At 69.0% G+C, this 19502-nt stretch carries 22 protein-coding genes; 16 read left to right on the top strand and 6 right to left on the bottom strand.

Translation table 11 applies throughout. The features are described from left to right. Positions 1-175: 175 nt before the first annotated feature. Positions 176-982 carry an undecaprenyl-diphosphate phosphatase gene (locus D7006_RS24460; protein WP_237354890.1) on the top strand — a complete coding sequence of 269 codons (807 nt, stop codon included), beginning with the start codon at positions 176-178 and terminating at the stop codon, positions 980-982. A gap of 7 nt (positions 983-989) precedes the next feature. On the opposite strand, the gene D7006_RS24455 is transcribed toward D7006_RS24460, so the two are convergent. Continuing rightward, positions 990-1184: a DUF1674 domain-containing protein gene (locus D7006_RS24455; RefSeq protein ID WP_169123480.1), complete on the bottom strand. Its 195-nt coding sequence runs from the start codon at positions 1182-1184 to the stop codon at positions 990-992. 160 nt (positions 1185-1344) lie between these two features. Between D7006_RS24455 and secB the strand changes: the two genes are divergently transcribed. From secB to D7006_RS24385, 15 genes are all read left to right on the top strand, one after another. Further along, positions 1345-1824: a protein-export chaperone SecB gene (secB, locus tag D7006_RS24450; protein WP_168458696.1), complete on the top strand. Its 480-nt coding sequence runs from the start codon at positions 1345-1347 to the stop codon at positions 1822-1824. 192 nt (positions 1825-2016) lie between these two features. Next, on the top strand, positions 2017-3627 hold the full coding sequence (locus tag D7006_RS24445) for a HAMP domain-containing sensor histidine kinase (protein WP_237354888.1): 1611 nt from the start codon (positions 2017-2019) through the stop codon (positions 3625-3627). 88 nt (positions 3628-3715) lie between these two features. After that, a complete protein-coding gene (locus D7006_RS24440) occupies positions 3716-4411 on the top strand; it encodes a response regulator transcription factor (RefSeq protein WP_168458698.1) in 696 nt (231 codons plus the stop codon). A gap of 155 nt (positions 4412-4566) precedes the next feature. Continuing rightward, positions 4567-4644 (top strand): pyrroloquinoline quinone precursor peptide PqqA, encoded by a 78-nt coding sequence (gene pqqA, locus D7006_RS25490; RefSeq protein ID WP_081437156.1) that lies wholly within the window; start codon positions 4567-4569, stop codon positions 4642-4644. Between the two features lie 50 nt (positions 4645-4694). Then, entirely contained in the window at positions 4695-5594 is a 900-nt protein-coding gene (pqqB, locus tag D7006_RS24435; protein WP_237354886.1) for a pyrroloquinoline quinone biosynthesis protein PqqB, read from the top strand. Next, complete coding sequence (gene pqqC / locus D7006_RS24430) at positions 5591-6412, top strand: pyrroloquinoline-quinone synthase PqqC (protein ID WP_237354884.1); 822 nt, start codon at positions 5591-5593, stop codon at positions 6410-6412. The genes pqqB and pqqC overlap by 4 nt, the downstream gene beginning before the upstream one ends. 1 nt (position 6413) lies before the next feature. Next, positions 6414-6689 (top strand): pyrroloquinoline quinone biosynthesis peptide chaperone PqqD, encoded by a 276-nt coding sequence (gene pqqD / locus D7006_RS24425; RefSeq protein WP_237354883.1) that lies wholly within the window; start codon positions 6414-6416, stop codon positions 6687-6689. After that, a complete protein-coding gene (gene pqqE, locus D7006_RS24420; RefSeq protein WP_237354882.1) occupies positions 6686-7867 on the top strand; it encodes a pyrroloquinoline quinone biosynthesis protein PqqE in 1182 nt (393 codons plus the stop codon). Before pqqD ends, pqqE begins: the two co-directional genes overlap by 4 nt. Continuing rightward, a complete protein-coding gene (locus D7006_RS24415) occupies positions 7864-8583 on the top strand; it encodes a hypothetical protein (protein ID WP_237354881.1) in 720 nt (239 codons plus the stop codon). Before pqqE ends, D7006_RS24415 begins: the two co-directional genes overlap by 4 nt. After that, positions 8564-8917, top strand: coding sequence for a hypothetical protein (locus D7006_RS24410; RefSeq protein ID WP_169123487.1), 354 nt, complete (start codon positions 8564-8566; stop codon positions 8915-8917). The genes D7006_RS24415 and D7006_RS24410 overlap by 20 nt, the downstream gene beginning before the upstream one ends. Positions 8918-9241: 324 nt before the next feature. After that, positions 9242-10555: a formylmethanofuran dehydrogenase gene (locus tag D7006_RS24405; RefSeq protein ID WP_237354880.1), complete on the top strand. Its 1314-nt coding sequence runs from the start codon at positions 9242-9244 to the stop codon at positions 10553-10555. Continuing rightward, positions 10552-12201 (top strand): formylmethanofuran dehydrogenase subunit A, encoded by a 1650-nt coding sequence (locus tag D7006_RS24400; protein ID WP_237354879.1) that lies wholly within the window; start codon positions 10552-10554, stop codon positions 12199-12201. Before D7006_RS24405 ends, D7006_RS24400 begins: the two co-directional genes overlap by 4 nt. Further along, on the top strand, positions 12198-13130 hold the full coding sequence (gene fhcD, locus D7006_RS24395) for a formylmethanofuran--tetrahydromethanopterin N-formyltransferase (protein WP_237354878.1): 933 nt from the start codon (positions 12198-12200) through the stop codon (positions 13128-13130). The genes D7006_RS24400 and fhcD overlap by 4 nt, the downstream gene beginning before the upstream one ends. Then, on the top strand, positions 13127-13933 hold the full coding sequence (locus tag D7006_RS24390; RefSeq protein WP_237354877.1) for a formylmethanofuran dehydrogenase subunit C: 807 nt from the start codon (positions 13127-13129) through the stop codon (positions 13931-13933). Before fhcD ends, D7006_RS24390 begins: the two co-directional genes overlap by 4 nt. A gap of 44 nt (positions 13934-13977) precedes the next feature. Then, positions 13978-14370 carry a cytochrome c family protein gene (locus tag D7006_RS24385; protein ID WP_169123492.1) on the top strand — a complete coding sequence of 131 codons (393 nt, stop codon included), beginning with the start codon at positions 13978-13980 and terminating at the stop codon, positions 14368-14370. Between the two features lie 12 nt (positions 14371-14382). On the opposite strand, the gene D7006_RS24380 is transcribed toward D7006_RS24385, so the two are convergent. From D7006_RS24380 to D7006_RS24360, 5 genes are all read right to left on the bottom strand, one after another. Continuing rightward, a complete protein-coding gene (locus tag D7006_RS24380) occupies positions 14383-15402 on the bottom strand; it encodes a hydantoinase/oxoprolinase family protein (protein ID WP_237354876.1) in 1020 nt (339 codons plus the stop codon). Further along, positions 15399-16349, bottom strand: coding sequence for an ATP-grasp domain-containing protein (locus D7006_RS24375; RefSeq protein ID WP_237354875.1), 951 nt, complete (start codon positions 16347-16349; stop codon positions 15399-15401). The genes D7006_RS24380 and D7006_RS24375 overlap by 4 nt, the downstream gene beginning before the upstream one ends. A gap of 18 nt (positions 16350-16367) precedes the next feature. Then, on the bottom strand, positions 16368-17264 hold the full coding sequence (locus D7006_RS24370) for a RimK family alpha-L-glutamate ligase (RefSeq protein ID WP_237354874.1): 897 nt from the start codon (positions 17262-17264) through the stop codon (positions 16368-16370). A 1-nt stretch (position 17265) separates the two neighbouring features. Next, positions 17266-18276, bottom strand: a complete 1011-nt coding sequence (gene mch, locus D7006_RS24365) for a methenyltetrahydromethanopterin cyclohydrolase (RefSeq protein WP_237354873.1) — start codon at positions 18274-18276, stop codon at positions 17266-17268. Positions 18277-18367: 91 nt separating this feature from the next. Then, complete coding sequence (locus D7006_RS24360) at positions 18368-19270, bottom strand: NAD(P)-dependent methylenetetrahydromethanopterin dehydrogenase (protein WP_169123496.1); 903 nt, start codon at positions 19268-19270, stop codon at positions 18368-18370. Between the last annotated feature and the right edge of the window lie 232 nt (positions 19271-19502).

Here is a 19502-nt window from a genome sequence, read left to right as displayed (position 1 = left end):
TTGCCGCCTGCCCTTGAGGTATTTTCCGGGTTGTTGCGATGTGGCCACAGCGTGGCCGGAAACGCGCGGCGGCCACAGAGGCGGCCCTGCCGCAGCGGCGCGCCACGTTGCACCCGCGAAGGCAAGCGGAGAGGATGGCGCCTGTCTTGCTCCCGCCTCCCGGATTTTCTCACCCATGACTCTCGGCGATATGCTCGAAGCGCTCGTCCTCGGCCTGCTGGAAGGGCTGACGGAATTCATCCCCGTCTCGTCCACTGCCCATATCCTGCTTGCCGGGCACTTCCTCGGCTTCGAGAGCAACGGCCACACCTTCGAGGTGCTGATCCAGCTCGGCGCCGTGCTCGCCATCCTCACCGTCTATTTCCAGCGCTTCCTGCGCGTTGCCCAGCAACTGCCCACAAATCCGGGCGCGCGGCGCTTCGTCATCGGCGTGCTCATCGCCTTCCTGCCGGCGGCGGTGATCGGCGCCGCGGCGCACGGCTTCATCAAGAGCGTGCTGTTCGAGACACCCGCGCTCATCTGCGGCACACTCATCTTCGGCGGCATCATCCTGCTGTTCATCGACAAGGTGGTGCCGCAGCCGCGCTACAACAACGCCATGGGCCTGCCCTGGCACGTCGCGCTCATCATCGGCTTCTTCCAGTGCCTCGCCATGATCCCGGGCATGTCGCGCTCCGGCTCGACCATCGTGGGCGCCATGCTGATGGGTGTGGACAAGCGGGCGGCGGCGGAATTTTCCTTCTTCCTCGCCTTGCCCACCATGTTCGGCGCGTTCGCCTACGACCTCTACAAGAACCGCAACAACCTCTCGATGGACGATGGCCTGCTCATCGTCATCGGCTTCGTGGCGGCGTTCTGCGCGGCGGTGGTGGTGGTGAAGTCGCTGCTCGATTTCGTGTCGAAGCACGGCTATGCGCCGTTCGGCTGGTGGCGCATCGCGGTGGGCATCGCCGGCCTCATCGGCCTCGCACTGGTCGGCTGAGGCCCCTTCAGAAGTCGGTGGCTATGCCCCCGACTTCCCAATCGCCGTAACGCACCGGCTCCGGACCGTCCCGGCCGTTGATCTCCTTCGGCCGGTCCTTCAGCGCGGCGTCCATGGCCGCTCGCCGGGCCTCGGCTTCGGCCAGCGCACGCTTCGCCGCCTCGCTCAGGGGCTTGCGCGGCTCTGTCTTGTCCTCGTCCATGGTCCCGTCTCCAAACTCGTCGGGAGGCATCCTCCGGTTGAAGACCGGCCTACCTCACCCGCCCGCATCCTTGCACCCGCGGCGGAAAGCGTGCTAGCAGCGCCGCGCTTTCCGGTCGTGCCCGCGGGGCCGGCCCAACACCCCATGGATGGAGATGCGCATGGCCTCGCAGAATGGCGGCCCCAACCCGAATGCGGCGCCGTCGCTGAACGTGCTCGCGCAGTATATCAAGGATTTCTCCTTCGAGAATCCGAACGCGCCGCGCTCCCTCGCCGCTCCCCCGGCCCAGCCCGACGTCAGCATCCAGATCCACGTCAACGCCAAGCCGGGCGGCAACGGTGAGTTCGAGGTCGAGCTGAAGATCGACGGCGGCGCGAGCGTCGAGGGCAACACCTTGTTCGCCTTCGAGTTGGTCTATGCTGGCGTGTTCCGCATCCTCAACATTCCCGAGCAGAGCCTGCAGCCGGTGGTGCTCATCGAGTGCCCGCGCCTGCTCTTCCCGTTCGCCCGCCAGATCATCGCCGACGCGGTGCGCAACGGCGGCTTCCCGCCCCTGATGATCGATCCGGTGGATTTCGCCGCGCTCTATCAGCAGCGCCTGCAGGCGGAAGCCGAGCGTCTCCAGGCCGGCCAGGCCTGAGCCTCGCGCTGACCTGATCTTCGACAGAGCCCGCCGCCGCAGCGCCAGACGCCTGCGGCGGCGGGCTTTTTCTTTTCCGCCCCATTTTCTGGCGTCGGCGTTTTGCCCGTGTCTCCTCCATGTGGCAGGCTCCGCCGCGCCGGAGCGCGACCAATGTGGCGCGCCACAGGCGGGAGGCAGGCCGGCGGGGCGATGCGATCCATCCGTTTCAAGCTGGCCGCGCTGGCGGGCGCCACGGCGATTCTCGCGGTGCTTGCGGGCGTCAGCGTGCTGATCGCCCTGCGCGCCGTGGACGGGGCGCTTGAGGCGGCGGTCTCGGCCCAGCAGCGCCTCGACGTGCTGACCGAGATCTCGGCCCGCCTCTCCGACTTCGGCCTCGCCGCCATCGCCGCCACCGAGAGCCCCACGGCGAGCGCCGGCCGGCTTGAGGATGCGCGCTCCCGCGTCTCGGCCCTGCTTGAGGCGTCCACCGTGAAGGCGGTGCAGGCGGCTCCCGATACATTGAGCGGCCTGAGGCCGCAGGAACGCCTGCTGGCCCGTCTCAGGGCGGACTTCATCTCCCTCGACCGACAGATCACCGCCGCGACCCGTGACCCGGACACCATGCGCCGGGGCGACCGGGTGCGCGGCTCCCTCAACGCCTTCGCCGCCTCGGCCGGGCCCACGCTGTCCCTGCTGGTGGAAAGCGAGCGCCGCGGCGTCACGGCCGCGCGGGAGGAGGCGGTGGCGCTGGCGGACCGGCTGCGGATCGGCGCGGTGGCCATTGCCCTCGCGGTGTTCGCCGCGGCACTGGTGCTCTATCGCGCGCTGGCCCAGCCGCTGCTCGGCCGGCTGAAGGAGATCGATCGCGCGGCCGCCGCCATCGGCCGCGGCGACCTGTCTGCCCGGCTCGCCATCGGTCAGCGCGATGAACTCGGCGTCCTGATGGCCCGCTTCAACCGCATGGCCGCCCTGTTGGCGCGCCGTGAACGGAAAGTGGCGCAGGACCGGGCGGAGCTGGAAAAGACCATCGCCGACCGCACGGCGGATCTTACCGAGGCCAACGCGCGTCTCGGCGCCATCGATGCCTCCCGGCGCCGCTTCTTCACCGATGTGAGCCATGAACTGCGCACTCCCCTCACCGTCATCATCGGCGAATGCGACGTCACCAAGCGCGCCCCGGCCATACCGGAGGCGCTGAGCCGCTCGGTGCTGACCACCATCCGCAAGCGCGCCGGCATGCTCCATCGCCGGGTGGAGGACATGCTGCGGGTGGCCCGCTCCGAGAGCGGCGAGATCGAGCTGGTGTTCCAGGACACGCCCCTCGCCCCCCTCCTGGCCGATGCCGTGGCGGGGCTGGAACCGGTGGCGCGGCGGCAGGGGGTGGCGCTGGTGCTCCACGCGCCGGAGCCGGGGCTCCTCGTCCATGCGGATCGCGAATGGCTGCGGCAGGTGGTTGAAGGGCTCATCGACAACGCCCTGCGCCATGGCCGGCCGCTGACCCGTGTCACGGTTTCGGTCGACCTTGGCGCGGACGCGGAGGGACAAGCGGTCGACATCGTCAGCATCACCGACGACGGGTGCGGCATTCCGCCCGAGGCCCGGACCCGCCTGTTCGAGCGGTTCGCGCGGGGCGGGCCGCTTGGCGGCGCCGAGGGTTTCGGCCTCGGGCTGGCCCTCGCCGATTGGGTGGTGACGCGGCACGGCGGACGTATCACACTGGAGGACGGGGAGAAGGGCGGCACCCGGGTGGCGATCGCGCTGCCGCAGGCCGCTGCAGCCGCGCCGAGCGAGCCAACAGCCGAGTCCGGCCCGACCGTGTGACCGGTCGGGCGGCGCATCGGCATTCCCCGCCCCTATCCCGCGGGCCGCCTGACGGCCCAGGACCGCCCGAACGGGCACAGGAGGAACCATGAACATCCTGGTGGTGGAAGACGACAGCGATATCGGCGCCATGCTGAGCCGCGGCCTCTCCGCCGAGGGGTTCGACGTGACCGTGGTGGGACGGGCCGATGAGGCCCTCGAGACGGCGCGCCAGTACAATCCCTGCGCCGTGGTGCTCGACATGATGCTGCCGGACGGCTCCGGCATCGACGTGTGCCGGGCGCTGCGCAGCGCCGGCCATTCCGGCCCCATCCTGTTCCTCAGCGCCAAAGACGAGGTGCACGATCGCGCCGAAGGCCTCGGCGCCGGGGCGGACGACTACATCGTCAAGCCGTTCGTGTTCGGCGAGTTGGTGGCGCGGCTGCGCACCCATCTCCTGCATCGCCTCGGCGAAAGCCATGCGGACCGCGTCATGGCAGGGCGGCTGGTGCTCGATCCCTCCACCCGCACCGCGAAGTTCGGCGAAGTGCATGTCCGCCTCACCGAGCGCGAGGCCGATCTTCTGGCGCTGCTCATGGCCAGTCCCAACCGTCCCATCGCCCGGGGCGAGATCTTCGACCGGCTCTGGGCCAGCCAGGGCGGTGCGTCGCTCAACGTGGTGGACGTCTATGTGGGCTACCTGCGCACCAAGCTAGCACCGGTGGGGCGCGCCGGCGGCCCCCAGGTGGCGACCGTGCGGGGGCGCGGCTTCATGCTCGACCTCTCCGCACCGTCAGCTCACTGATGAGCTCTAGAAGTATTGCAATGCAGCAAAAGATTTCACTTGCGGGAACCGATTCGGCTGCCAATATTTGAATCCGTTGTAGCGAAAAACCTCGCTACTTCAATTTCTTATGATCTTCTTATGAGGGTTGTGAGAGAACTCAGGAGGAAACCATCATGCGCTGGAACAAGCCCCAGGTTTGCGAAGTCTGCGTCGGCATGGAAGTCACCGCTTACCTGCCGGCCGATTTCTGATCGACCCAGGTCGGGAGCCGCGAACGATTGGCAGGAGCGTCCGTCGCATCATGCAGGTGATCGTTCTCGGTTCAGCGGCCGGCGGCGGCGTTCCCCAGTGGAACTGCCGCTGTCCGGTGTGCCAACTGGCATGGAAGGGTGATCCACGGGTCACACCCCGAACCCAGTCGAGCATCGCCGTCTCGGAGGACGGCGCCTCGTGGGTGCTCCTCAACGCTTCGCCCGATCTTCGGGCCCAGATCGCCGCGACCCGGGCGCTTCAGCCTCGGGTGGATGGCCGCGACAGCCCCATTCGCGCCGTCGTCCTCACCAATGGTGACGTGGACCACATAGCCGGTTTGCTGACGCTGCGGGAGCAGCAGGCGTTCGAGGTGTACGGCACGGCCGACACGCTCGCGCTGATCGAGCAGAATCAAGTCTTCGACGTGGTTTCCAAGGCGCTGGTGCGCCGGGAGCCGGTTTCGTTCGAAGTGCCGTTTTCGCCGGTTCCGGGGCTGACCATGGAATTCTTCACCGTCCCCGGGAAGGTGCCGCTCTGGCGCGAGGATGCCTCCCTCGTCATCGGCGAGGAATCCGGCTCGACGGTGGGTGTAACCATCACCTCGGCCGGTAGCCGCCTCGTCTACGTGCCCGGCTGCGCCGCCGTGACGGACGCCCTGCGCCAGCGCATCTCGGGCGCCGACCTCCTGTTCTTCGACGGCACGCTCTATCGCGACGACGAGATGATCGCGGCCGGGATCGGAACCAAGACAGGTGCCCGCATGGGACACCTCTCCATGTCCGGCGCGGACGGCACGGTGGCGCTGCTCGCCGACCTGCCGGTGGCGCGCCGGGTGTTCATCCATATCAACAACACCAATCCCGCGCTGATCGATGGCTCCGAAGAGCACCGCGCCGTGGAAGCGGCTGGCTGGACGGTCGCCCGGGACGGAATGGAGTTCTCCCTATGAGCGCGCAAGCCGCCGTCCGGGTGCTGGCCGAGGCCGCCGATCTCCCCGTCGATTTCCCTGCCCTGCCCTCGCCGCTGGAGCCGCTGTCGCCCGAGGGTCTGGAGGCAGCGCTTCGCGCCGTGGGCGCCACGCGCTATCACAACCTCCACCCCTTCCATAAGCTGCTGCATTCCGGCCGGCTGAACCGCGATCAGGTGCGCGCCTGGGCTCTCAACCGCTACTGCTACCAGTCCGCCATTCCCCGCAAGGACGCGGCCCTGATGGCACGCTGCGACGACCGCGAGCTGCGCCGGGAATGGCTGCACCGCATCACCGACCATGACGGCTTCGGCAAGGATTCGGGGGGCATCGAGCGCTGGCTGGTGCTCACCGACGGCCTCGGCCTCGACCGGGCCTACGTGGTCTCCAAGGAAGGGGCGCTGCCTGCCACCAAGTTCGCGGTGGAGGCCTATGTGCGCTTCGTCGCCGAGAACACGCTGCTGGAGGCGGTGGCCTCCTCGCTCACCGAGCTGTTCGCGCCGGGCATCCATGCCGAGCGCATCTCGGGCATGCTGGAGCACTACGACTTCATCAACGAGAAGGTCGTCGCCTACTTCCGCCGCCGCCTCGACCAGGCGCCGAAGGATGCCGACTTCGCCCTCGAATATGTGAAGCAGCACGCCCGCACGGCGGCCGAGCAGCGCGCTGTCATCCGCGCCCTCACCTTCAAGACCGAGGTGCTGTGGGCGCAACTGGACGCGCTCTATCTCGCCTATGTGGCGCCGGGCTGGCCCGCGCCGGGTGCCTGGCGACCGGGCGTCGCCATCGTCGGGGAATGAGATGCGCGCCGAGGAAACCGACGTCCCACGCCTGCCGCGGGGCGTGAAACTCAAGTTCGATCAGGTGCGGTCCCGCCATGTGCTTCTGGCGCCGGAGCGCGCCTTCAACATCGACGAGACCGCCGCGGCCGTGCTGGAATTGGTCGACGGCCAGCGCACCTGTGGACAGATCGTGGATGCCCTCGCCGCGCGCTACGACGAGAAGCGCGAGGTCATCGCCGACGATGTCCGCGACATGATCGGCAGCCTCATCGCGCGCCGGGTGATCGAGACATGAGCGAGATCGCGACCGTTGCCCGCAAGGAAGTGAGCGAAGGGACCCGTCCCGAGGCGGCGCCTTCGGTCGGCCACCCCATCGGCATCCTCGCCGAGCTGACCCATCGCTGTCCGCTGCGCTGCCCCTATTGCTCGAATCCGCTGGAGCTGGAGCGCCGCGAGGCGGAACTCGACACCGCCACCTGGAAGCGGGTGCTGAGCGAGGCCGCAGCGCTGGGCATCCTTCACGTCCATCTCTCCGGAGGCGAACCCACAGCCCGGCCGGACCTCGTGGAGCTGACCGCCCACTGCGCCGCGGAGGGGCTCTACACCAACCTCATCACCTCCGGCATCGGCCGCGCCTCCGGCATGATCGACGCCCTGTCGGAGGCCGGGCTCGACCACGTGCAGCTCTCCGTGCAGGGCGCGAGCGCGGAGACCGGCGACCGCATCGGTGGCTACAAGGGCGGACATGCGGCGAAGCTGGAATTCGCCCGGAAGGTCACGGACCTCGGCCTGCCGCTGACGCTCAATGCCGTCATCCATCGCGGCAACATCCATGAGGTGGAGGACATCATCGCCCTCGCGGTGGCGCTGAAGGCCCGCCGGCTGGAGGTGGCGCACACCCAGTATTACGGCTGGGCCTATGTGAACCGGGCCGCGCTGATGCCGGCGCGGCCGGACGTGGATCGCTCGGTGGCCCTGGTGGAAGAGGCGCGCCGCCGCCTTGAGGGCATCCTAGTCATCGACATGGTGATCCCCGACTATTACGCCCGCTATCCCAAGCCCTGCTCGGGCGGCTGGGGCCGGCGGACGCTGAATGTCACCCCCACCGGCCGGGTGCTGCCCTGCCATGCGGCGGAAAGCATCCCGAACCTCGAATTCTGGTCGGTGCGCGACCGCGCGCTCGGCGACATCTGGCAGTCTTCGCCGGCCTTCAACGCCTTCCGCGGCACCGACTGGATGCGCGAGCCGTGCCGCAGCTGCGACCGACGCGAGATGGATTTCGGCGGCTGCCGCTGCCAGGCCATGGCGCTGGTGGGCGACGCGGCGGCGACCGACCCGGCCTGCTCGCTCTCGCCCTTCCATGCCCGCGTCGAGGCGCTGGCGACGGAGGAGGCCGCGGCGGTCGCGCCGGACTATCTCTATCGCACCATCGGCGGAGCGCCCGCGAAGGCGCCCGAAGGAGCCGCATCGTGAGCCTGCGTCGCGCGTTGGGCCTCTGGCTCGTTCTCATGGCGGCCCTGTTCTCGGGCGGCGCTCTCGTCATGCCCCAGGCGGCGAGCGGGGCCGAGGCGCAGGCCGCCTCCCAGCAGGCGACCCCGGATGCGGCGACGCTGCTGTTCGAGAATCCGCAGCTGGCCAACACCAAGGCGGGCCAGACGCTCACCTACAAATATTCCCGCAAGGTGGCGGATCCGGAACTCGGCGCGAGCTTCGATGATCGCGTGGTGCTGATGATCGAGGCGAGCGCCAACGGCGGCGACGCCCGCGACGTCAGGGTGGATTTCTTTACGCCCGAGCGCCATCACGCCGCCGGTCCGTTCGAGGGCGTGACGACCAATCCCATGCTGCTCCTGTTCCTGGAGAACCACCTCGGGGACCTTTCCGGCCGGCTCAAGGGCAATCCGCGCTATTTCAAGACCGCCATCCGCACCGCCTTGCGCGACGCCGCCACCGTCACCGCCGCCGATCTCACAGTGGGCGGCCAGACGGTGAAGGGCTGGCGCGTGACAGTGACGCCGTTCAAGGGCGATCCCAATGCCGTGCGCATGCGGGGGCTCGATACCCTCGCCTATACGTTCGAGGTGTCACCGGATGTGCCGGGCCAGATCGTGCGCCTGGCCATCAAGGCTGACGCGCCAGGGGGCACCCTGTGGGAGGAGAGCATCGCCTATGATCCGACGAGCCATTGAGGCCGGCGCCCTGCTGCTCGCCCTCGGCGGGGCGGCGGTGGCAGCGACCCCCAGCGACAACGACTATCCCACCTCCGCCCGCGTCGATTACGTCTTCGGCTGCATGGCGGCCAACGGCCAGAGCCGGGAGGCCATGGCCCGGTGTTCCTGCTCGGTGGACACCCTCGCCTCGATCATTCCCTACGACCACTATGTCGCGGCCGAGACGATCCTTTCCATGCGGCAGGGGGTGGGCCAGGCGGCCAATATCTTCCGCAACACGCCCCAATATGACGACACGATTGCAGAACTGCGCCGGGCGCAGGCTGAAGCAGAAATCACCTGCTTCAAGTAGAGCGATTTCGCGTCGCACAAATCATTCTCGCAGGCGCCGCACAAGTGACGGGTTTTCGGCCCCGCTTCGCTGTGTTAGCTTCCCCGCCAAGAACAGACGCATGGCGCACGGATTTTTCCGAAGCGCACTGCAACGACAAGCGGGCAACCGCCGCGGCGTCTTGATTGGGTCCGTCAATCCCCAAGGCAAAGCCATGGCCAGTTACCGCTTGAGTTCCGTTCTCTCTCCACTTGTCCCACGTTCTGGAGCCGGCTTCGCGCCGCCGCGCGCCCTTTGCCTGCCGGCCTTGCCGCGCGGCATCTCTTCCGCGCAGGGGTGAGCCTCATGTCATCGGGTGAAACGACCGAAGCCGGTGCTCCCCGCATCGTGCGGGACGTGGTGTGCGGCTTTTGCGGCCTCGGCTGCGACGACATCGAAGTGGCCGTCGCCGGCCGCGTGGTGACCCCGCGCAAGGCCTGCGCCGATGCCGCCCGCCTGCTGGCGCGCGGCGATGCGCCAGCGCCCTCTCCCCGCGTCAATGGCGCGCCGGCCAGCTTCGCCGAGGCGGCCTCTGCCGCGGCCGTCCATCTGAAGGCGGCGCGGTCCTCCGTCTTCTCCGGCCTCGGCGCCGATCTCGAGGGCCACCGGCGGCTCTACGATATCGCCATGGTGGCGGGGGCGAGCATCGACCATTCCGCGTCCGGCGGCCTGTTCGCCAATCTCGACCGCCTCGCCCGCCGCGGCTGGATCGCCGCGACCCTCGCCGAGGTGCGCAATCGCTGCGACCTGCTCGTGGTGTTCGGCGACGATCCCGCCGCGAGCTTCGGCCGCCTGTTCGAGCGCATCATGCCGGTGCGCAAGGGCGAAGGCGGCGACGCCGCCCCCCTGTTCGCGCCTTCCGGCCGGCGTGTGGTGATGATCGGTACGCCGTTCTCGGACGCTTCGCGCAAGGCCCTTGCCGGCCACGAACTGAGCGAGATCCTGCTGCCGCCCGAGCAGGTTGCCACCGCCGCCGCGCTGCTGGCGTCGGCCCTGGCAGGCCGTGACATCGGCGCCGTGGACGTGCTGCCCGGCACGGCCGGCGCCTCGCTGGCGGAGCTTGCCGACCTGCTCCGCGCCGCGCGCTACAGCGTCTTCACCTGGAACGCCGCGACCCTGCCGCAGGCGGATGCCGCCGCTGTCGCCGGCTCGGCCTCGGAGGCGGTGGATCTGTTGTCGCCGACCACCCGCGCCGCAGTGCTGCCCTTGGGCGGACGCGACAACGTCACCGGCGCCCACCAGCTCGCGCTCTGGCGCTTCGGCTATCCCCTGCGCACGGCGATCGGTGCCGGAACCGCACGCCATGCGCCCGATCTCTACGCCACCGCTGCGGCGCTGAAGGACGGAGACCTGCTGCTCCATGCCAGCGCCTTCCGGCCTGATCCACCGCCCGAATTCAGCGCCGGCCCGGTGATCGCCCTCGCCCATCCCGACACGTCGTTTGCCCGCGAGCCGGACGTGTTCATCCCCGTCGGTACGCCCGGCGTCGATCATCCGGGGCATGTATTCCGCATGGACTCCGTCGTTTGCCTGCCGCTCCAGGGTCTGCGGTCCGCCGAGCTTCCGAGCCTCGCCGAGGCGGCCTCTGCCATCCTCGCCAATTTCGGGAGGGGCGCATGAGAACGCGCGTCACCGGCGGACGGGTCTTCGACCCCGCCAACGGCATCATCGATCAGGTCCGCGACGTGGTGATCGAGGACGGGCGCATCATCGCCGATCCGGGGCCGGGCGGCAGCGAGGAGGTGGTGAACGCCTCCGGCTGCATCGTGCTCGCCGGCGGCATCGACCTGCACAGCCACATCGCCGGCGGCAAGGTGAATCTCGGCCGCCTCCTCATGAACGAGGATCGCGCCCTCTTCCCCGAGCCGTTCGGCGATTTTTGCGGTTGCGGCGGCGGACGCGCGGCACCGACCACTCATGCCACGGGCTGCCGCTATTCGCAGATGGGCTACACGGCGGTGTTCGAGCCGGCCGTGGTGGGCGCCAACGCCCGCCACGCGCACCTCGAGATGGCGGACATTCCGAACATCGACACCGGCGGCTTCCTGGTGCTCGGCAACGACGACTTCCTGCTGCGCCTGATCGCCATGGGCGAAGGTCAGCAGGCGATCAATGACTACGTGGCCTGGATGCTCAAGGCGACCCAGAGCTGCGCCATCAAGATTGTGAACCCGGGTGGCATCAACGCCTTCAAGTTCAACGGCCGCAATCTTGATCTGGACGAGGCCGGCCCGTTCTACGAGCTGACGCCCCGCCGCATCCTCAACACCCTGCAGCGGGCGGTGACAGAGCTGGGCGTGCCCCACCCCATCCACCTGCACGGCTGCAACCTCGGCATCCCCGGCAATGTGAAGACGACGCTGGCCACCATGGGCGCGACGGAGGGCTTCCCCCTCCACCTCACCCACATCCAGTTCCATTCCTACGGCACCGAGGGCGACCGGCACTTCTCCTCCGGCGCGGCCGAGATCGCGGAGGCGGTGAACGCCATGCCGCATATCTCGGTGGACGTGGGCCAGATCATGTTCGGCCAGACGGTGACCGCCTCGGCCGACCTCATGTCGCAGTACCGCAACCACAACATCGCCGATCCCAAGAAGTGGATCGGCATGGATATCGAGATGGACGCGGCCTGCGGCGTGGTGCCGTTCAACTATCGCGACACCTCCTTCGTGAACGCGCTGCAATGGGCCATCGGGCTGGAACTGTTCCTGCTCATCGAGGATCCCTGGCGGGTCTACCTGACCACGGACCATCCCAATGGCGGTCCCTTCACCTCCTACCCGCACCTCATCCGGCTGTTGATGGACAAGCCCTTCCGCGACCATCACCTCAGGCAGATTCACAAGGCGGCGCGGTCCCATACGCGGCTTGAAAGCATCTCCCGCGAGTACACGCTGGAGGAGATTGCCGTCGTCACCCGCGCCGCTCCGGCCCGCACTTTGGGCCTCAAGGATCGCGGCCATCTCGGCCCCGGCGCGCGGGCGGACGTGGTGCTCTACGAGGACCAGCCGGACCGCGAAACCATGTTCGCCCACCCGCGCATCGTGATGAAGGACGGCGAGGTGGTGGTGGTGAATGGCGAGATCGTTGCCCTCACTGAGGGGCGGACCTATGCGGTCCATCCCCCCTCAGACCCCTTGATGGACAAGAGGTTGGAGCGCTGGTTCGACGAGGCCGTGGGCCTCAAATCAAGCCATTACCAGATCGCCGACGGGGAGATCCGTGGCGGTCAAGGCCCTGAGATCGTGGAGCTGAAGCCGTGAGCGCACCAGCCCCCCTCCTCATCAATGGCGTCGAGATCCGCGACAGCTTTGCCGAGGCGTTTCCCATGGCGGGAACGCGCCTCATCATCACCGCCGATACGCCGCGCTGGGCGCATACGGCTGCCGCCAGCCTCACCGGGTTCGCCACCTCGGTGATCGGCTGCGGTTGTGAGGCGGCTATCGAACGCGAAATTCCGGCCGATGAGACCCCGGACGGCCGGCCCGGCTATGCCGTGCTCATCTTCGCCATGTCACTCAAGGACCTGAAGAAGATCGTGCCGCTCCGGGCCGGGCAATGCGTGCTCACCTCGCCCACCTCGGCGCTCTATTCCGGCCTGGAAGGCGGCTCCGCCGTCCCGCTCGGAAAGGCGCTGCGCTATTTCGGCGACGGCCACCAGATGTCGAAAAACCTCGGCGGCAGCAGGATCTGGCGCATTCCGGTGATGGAGGGCGAGTTCGTCTGCGACGAGATCGTCGGCTCCACGACGGCGGCGGTGGGCGGCGGCAATTTCCTGATCCTCGCCCGCTCACGCCCGGCGGCGCTGGCGGCGGCGGAGGCGGCGGTGGCGGCCATGGGGCAGGTGCGCGGTGCCATCATGCCTTTCCCGGGCGGAGTGGTGCGCTCCGGCTCCAAGGTCGGCTCCAAATATGCCGGCCTGATCGCCTCCTCGAACGACGCTTATTGCCCGACGCTGCGGGGCATCGCCAAAACTGCTTTGCCGGCTGAGGTCGAGAGCGTGCTGGAGATCGTCATCGACGGCCTCAGCGAAGGCGAGGTGGCGGACAGCATGCGTGCGGGCATCACGGCTGTGTGTGGCCTTGGCGCCGCCGGCGGGGTGGTGGCGGTGGATGCCGGCAATTACGGCGGCAACCTCGGGCCCTTCCATTTCAAGCTGCATGAACTGATGGCGCAGGAGGCGGGACGATGAGTGGCTTCCGCCTGACATTGAAGGCCCCGCTCTCCGCGCGGGTGGACGCATCCAGCCTTCTTCCCGAGGCCCTCGCGGGGGTGAGCGCAGCCGATGTCGCCGCGCTCACGGTTCCGTTCGGCACAGGCGTCGCTCTGGTCGGTGATCTCTTTGAAATCACTGCCGGATCGGATGAAGCCGTGGTCTTCTCCGGCGATCCCCGGCTGGACTATGTGGGCTCGGGCCTTGCCGCTGGCGAGATCCGCGTGGAGGGCAGCGTCGGCGTGGCTGCCGGTGCGGGCATGAGCGGCGGCCGTCTGGTGATTTCCCGCGATGCCGGTGACGGGCTTGCGGCCGGCCTGACCGGCGGGCGGATCGAGGTTTTCGGCAGCGCCGGCAAGAATGTCGGTGGTCCGCGGCCGGGCGAGCGGCAGGGCATGCGGGGCGGGGTCGTCTCCATTGCCGGCCGGGTGGGGGATGGCCTCGGCGCACGGCTGCGTGGTGGCCTGATCCTGGTGGGCGGCGATGCCGGGGCAGGTGCGGCGGATGGTCTGTTAGCCGGCACACTTGCCGTGGCGGGCCGGCTTGGTCCCGGCGCCGGACGTGGCATGAAGCGCGGCTCCATCCTCGTTACCACCGCGCCAGAGGCGCTGGCGACTGGCTTTGCCGAGGCGGGGCCACAGGATTTTGTGGCCTTGAAGCTGCTGGCCCGGCGGGTGCCGGAGCTGGCCGCGCTGTTCGGAGGAACGCTTTCCGGCCGGGCCGTGCGCCTCGTCGGCAACCGTTTGGCCGGCGGGGAAGGCGAAATTCTCGTCCTGAGCTGAGCCGGCGAAATATCAGATCAAGAAACCAGAAGAGGAACGCCCCGATGCGCACAGTGTTCGTTTCCGCTCTCCTCCTCGCCGCCGCCACCGGCTCGGCTTATGCCGATCCGGATGTGGCCAAGGGCGAGACCGTTTTCAAGAAATGCATGGCCTGCCATGCCATTGGCCCGGATGCCAAGGTGAAGGTCGGCCCGCCGCTGAACGGCATCGTCGGTGCCAAGTGGGCGCATTTCGAGGGTTACGCCTATTCCCAGGACCTCAAGGACGGAGCCGCCGCCGGCAAGGTGTGGGACAACGCCACCCTGAACGACTATATCGAGAACCCCAAGCATCTAGCGCCCAAGGGGAAAATGGCCTTTGCTGGCGTCAAGAGCGAGCAGGAGCGGGCGGACCTCATCGCCTTCCTCGCCCAGTTCAAGCCCGATGGCAGCAAGTGATACTATAGCCGGCTAATTGAATGCGAGGCGCGCCACGGCCACGGCCGGGGCGCAATCGGCGGCGAGACCCGCGAGACGGGTAGCGCCAGCCAGCAGCAGGCCGGCATGGAGATAGGGCCGGCCCGCCCGTTGGGCCAGCCGCCCCACCAGAAAACGACCGACGCCTGCCCCGATCAGCGGGGCATCCGAGGCGACTCCCCCGGCGGACAAGACCTGCGCCAGCGCCATGTGGAGGCGGTGCATCTGCACCTCCGCCGCAGCCGCCGCGAGGGCCTTCGCCTCCTCCATCGTCGATGGCCCGAGATCGCGGCCCACCATCCGCAAAAGCCGGCGGGCACTGGCGTCGCACGTCTTGTCCCCGCCATCGGCGGCCGGGTGGAGGTCGGCTCCATCAGGCAGTTCGCCGGTCAGCCTGTGGACGTCGGCCGTGGTGGCAAAATACTCCGCCATGAGGGGCACGAGCCGCCCGCGAAACGGCAGGGCCTGCGTCAGCGCCATGACCGGAGTGCGGGCCGCACCGCTATAGACCAGCTCCCCCGTCTCCAGCCGGGCGGCATCTGAATAGCCGCGAAAGCAAAGTTGCGAGCCGGCAAAGGGAATGAGGTCGGTGGTGGTCGATCCGATGTCCGCGAGGATCCCGTCGCCGGAGATGGCGGCCAGCGCCGCGGCAGTGGCGTGCCAGTTGGCGGAAGCGATGTCAGCGGTATTCAGGCGGGCCTCGGAGAGGCTGACAAACCCGGCCCGGCCCGCATAAATGCGGGTGTCAGGCCCCAGTATCACCCCCAGTTCAGTGGCGATATCGATGACGCCCGTTGCCCTGTCAGGCCACAGGTCGACCAGTTCACCTGTCATCGTCACCACCGACCGGCCGGAGACGGGGGGCATGCTCGCCATCGCCTCCCGCAGCCGGTCGAGACCCTGCCAGAGGGCACAGGGCGCGAGGTGGATGGATACCAGCGCGCCGTCCGGTCCCAGCACCGCCCTTTTGAGGTGGGCGCCGCCCACGTCCCAGCCGATCAGGAGGTCGCTCATGCGAGGGCCAGCTCCACGGTCGCGGGACGAAGGGGCGCCTCATCCGCTCCCGCCGCGAGGGCGGGGAGGAGGGTGGCAGGGTTGAGGCCCAAAGCCTGCCGGAGGCCGGCATAGGCGGTGGTGAGGCGGGGATTGATCTCCACCACCACGGGCCCTGCGTCGGTCAGGATGATGTCGATGCCGATGAAGCCGTCGAGGCCGGGGCAGGCGGCGACCACCGCCCGCGCCAAGGCCGCCAGCCGGCCGTCGTCCGTCTGCGCGCCCACGGTGAGGCCGGAGAGGGAGAGGCGGCCGTCGCGCACGGCGATGTGCTGGCGGTTCACGCAGAGCAGGCGGGCCTCGCCCGCCACCACGAGAACCGTGAGGCTCGCCGCCTCGCCCGCCACATAAGGCTGGATCACCACGTTTTCCGTCGCCTCCGGGGTGGCGGGCACCCCGGCAGGCCAGAGGAAGGTGGCGTCGCAGCCGGCGCCGTCGTCCGGCTTGGTGATTCGGGCGCCGGAAATCTCGGGCGCCTCGGCCAGCGGATAGGTGGGAATATGCGGCACGCCCGCCTGCGCGAGGCGGCGGGCGGTTTCCAGCTTGCTGGTGGCGATGAGGATGGCCTCGGGGGTGGAGGCCAGCACCGGCTTTCCGGTCGCCGCCAACATCCGCACGAGATCGGCGAGGATGCCGCCGGTCTCCGGCGCCACCGGCCAGATGAGGTCCGCCTCATCCGCCAGCGTCCGCCACAGCACCCAGGCGCTGGCGTGGAGCCCCACGGGGATCGCGCCGGGAATAGGCAAGCGTTCGTCGCAGGTGGTGAGAATCTCGGGCGGGGAGGGCAGCGCGGCGAGGTCGGCCAGCATGGCGTCGCGGATCAATGCGGCCTCGGCCGCGAGGCTCGGCGGCACCGTCTCACGCCGCATCCCGCCCGCGGTCACATATTCCAGCACCAGAACGCGCATGATGGTCTCCGGCCCCGCTCAGGCGCTCACCGTCTCGCCCACGAGGCAGGCGGCCAGCGGCTCGGCCATGTTGCGGCCGGTGGCGTCGAACAATCCGTGCCAGGCCGGCATGGAATTCACCTCCAGCACCTTCAGCCGCCCCTCCGCATCGCGGATGAGATCAACCCCGGCATAGGTGGCGCCCACGGCCGCCGCGGCGCGCACCGCATAATCCGCCAGAAGCCCCTCGGCCGCCACCTCGGCGCCGGTGGCGCCCTGGTGGATGTTGGTGATCCAGCCCTTGGCCCGGCGCGCCATGGCCGCCTCGGCGCGGTTGCCCACCACGAACACGCGGAAATCCTCGTGGATGGCATCCGGCCCGCTCTGGGCCGGTGCCGTCACGAAATCCTGCAGATAATAGACCCCGCCCACCGCCTCGGGCTCGGGCAGCGCGCCCTTGGGGGCAATGCGCTCCAGCCCGCGGCCCTGCGCCCCGAACAGCGGCTTCAGCACGCTGTCGCCGGGGGCGGAATCCACCAGCATGCGGGCCGTGGCCGCGTCCTCCAGCACGAGGGTGCGCGGGGTCGGCAGGCCGGCATGGGCGAGCAGGAAGGTGGTGGCGCTCTTGTCCACGCAGCGCTCGATGGCGCGGGCGTCGTTCATCACCCGCACCCCCAGCGCCGCCAGCGCGTGCAGCACGCCGAGCCGGTGGGTGATCTGCTCCAGCGTGCCGGCGGGCACCGAGCGCACGAAGCAGGCGTCCGGCAGATCGTCGCCGAAGCCGGGCAGCAGCAGGCCGTGCGCCGTCTCGCCAACGGCGAAGCCGCAGGCGCGCAGGGAAACGATGCGGGGCTTCACGCCCCGCGCCTTCAGGGCAGCCACCAGCGAGCGGGTGTGCCAGTCCACCCGCTCGGCAAAGATCACGAAGCCGGCCACCTCACACCCCGAAGGAGCGGGCGATGAGGTTGGCGTCGAAGCCGCCGGCAGTGAAGCTCGTGCCCTGCTCCATGGCCGTCACGGTCACGCGGGCCGGCGAGAACAGCAGCGGGTCCACCTTGTAGAAGTCGCAGTCATAGCCCGCGAAGATCTCGCCGAACGGCCGGCCATAGTCGCGCGAGGCCAGCGACGGCAGGCGCTTGGCCAGATCCTGCGCGGCCTCGGACGAGCCGCGCACGAAGAGCTGCACGTCGCCGCCATAGAGCACCGCATCATTGGTGCGGCCCATGGCGGTGAGGAAGTCCGGCGAGGGCGGCGCCACGGGGGCGGAGCCGATACCGTCCACGATGTGCTCCAGCGGGAAGTGGAGCGCGTGCGCCTTGTGCAGCGCCACTTCCAGCACGCGGGCGACGATCTGCACCGTGCCGGCCAGCGATGAGGTGGGGGTGAGGATGAAGGTGACGGCCGTGGGCGCGACACCGCAGCGGCTCGCCACCTCCTGCACCACCTCGGCGGGCGGGGTGACGCCGGTCTCCAGCACCAGAGCGACATGATCGCCATGGTCGCGGCAGCCCAGCTCCGCGAACAGGGGCTCCACCGCCGCCATGGCCCGGCCGGGGCCGGAGCCGAGGGCGAAGAAGTCGTCGTGCGACAGGCTCCAGCCGGCATACTGGCTGGCGAGGCACGCGGTGACGGGATCGGTGGTGGTGACGCTCACCAGCGTGTCGAAGGGCGAGAAGCGCCCGCCGGGCACGAGGGCCACCTTGCCGAGGCCGCCGAGGCAGATTTCGGCGATGCGCCGTCCGGCTTCCAGCGAGCCGGGCACGGAGATGCCGGCATCCACGATGCGGCAGCCGAGCGGGCCGGTGGAAACGGCGAGCCGCAGCTGCGTGGCGTCGGCCACCAGCGCCTCAACGAGGGGCGCGACCTGATGGGCGAGGCTGATGCCGCCGGGAAGGGGGGCGGGGTCGGCAGCAAGGGCTGCGGATGTGGTCGTCTGGGCTGAAGTCATGGCCGCACCTCTCGCGCGGGGCAAACGGCGGCGATCCCCGCGCAGCAGGCGCGGAGCCGGCGGGGAGAAGAAAGGATCGTGCGCATGGGGCTCAGGCGTCCAGGGTTCTGGCCAGCTCGAACACCACCGGCAGGTCGATGAAGAGCGGCGTCGTCGTCTCGCACATGCGCTTCAGCAGGGTGTGCTGGACCGCGTATTTGAGATTGCCGATGGCGAGCGCGCCGATGCCGATGCCGTGGGGCAGCTGGGCCGCCGCATCATGGGCGCCGATGCCGGCGATGCCGGCGGGGGGCACGGCGTTCACGTCCGCCGCCACGATGAGGTTCTTCGCGGCCTCGAGGTGCGCGGCGTTGAGGATCTGAACGCCCGCCTTGCCGGTGGCGAGGATGACCTCGGCCGAGGGCACCAGCGCCGCCTTGTCCGCGTCGGTGACGGCGGCGGTGCAGGAGACGTCGAGGCCGAAGCGGGTCTTGATGTCCCGCGCCTTCTCTTCCACCGCCGCGACCTCGCGATGGCTGACGAGGGTCACGTCGGCCCCGGCGTTCGCGGCGATCACCGCGGCCACCGAGCCGACCACGCCGGTGGCGCCGTAAATCTGCACCTTGGCGCCCTTGAGGCCATCGGCCCGGACCTTGACCAGCGCCTGCTCCACCTTGGCGATCATGGCGGCGGCGGTGGTGAAGGAGCCGGCCGGATCGGGGAAGATGGAAATCTCGAAGGGCGGGAAGATGGAGGCCTTCGCCTCATTGGCCATGTCGAAGGCGAGCGCGGCATCCTTGCCGCCGATGAACAGGCCTGTGCGCGGCGCCGCCTGCGGGGCGCGCGAGAACATCATGTCCTGCGTCAGGTCGCGGACTTCCTCCAGCTTCACCCGCGAATATTGCGCGATGGTGAGATAGCCGGCGTCGGCCGCCATGTTCACGTCGAACGGGCTCACATGCGCGAGCGGCGTGACGATGTGGAGAATGGGGGGAATAGAGGCGGAATCCGCCATGGGTCAGCTCCGTGCCAAGGGAAACATAAGCGGGTGGCTTCGCCCCTAAGCTTCAGAGGAAGCTCAGGGAACGCCGCGGTTGTTTCCCCGCACGCAAGTCAATGGAGGGATTGTTTAATCATGTGGACTGCCGGCGCAAGCCCTGCCGTTTCCCGCGCAGCAGGAATCGTTGCTGCGATGCGGAACGGGTTTTGCGCGGGAGGGCATGACGCAGTGGCTTGCGCGTCGTTGC

The sequence above is a fragment of the Xanthobacter sp. YC-JY1 genome (assembly GCF_021730305.1).
Lineage (GTDB): Bacteria > Pseudomonadota > Alphaproteobacteria > Rhizobiales > Xanthobacteraceae > Xanthobacter > Xanthobacter flavus.
Note: the sequence above shows the minus strand (reverse complement) of the source record. Positions and strands in the feature narration are given on the sequence as shown.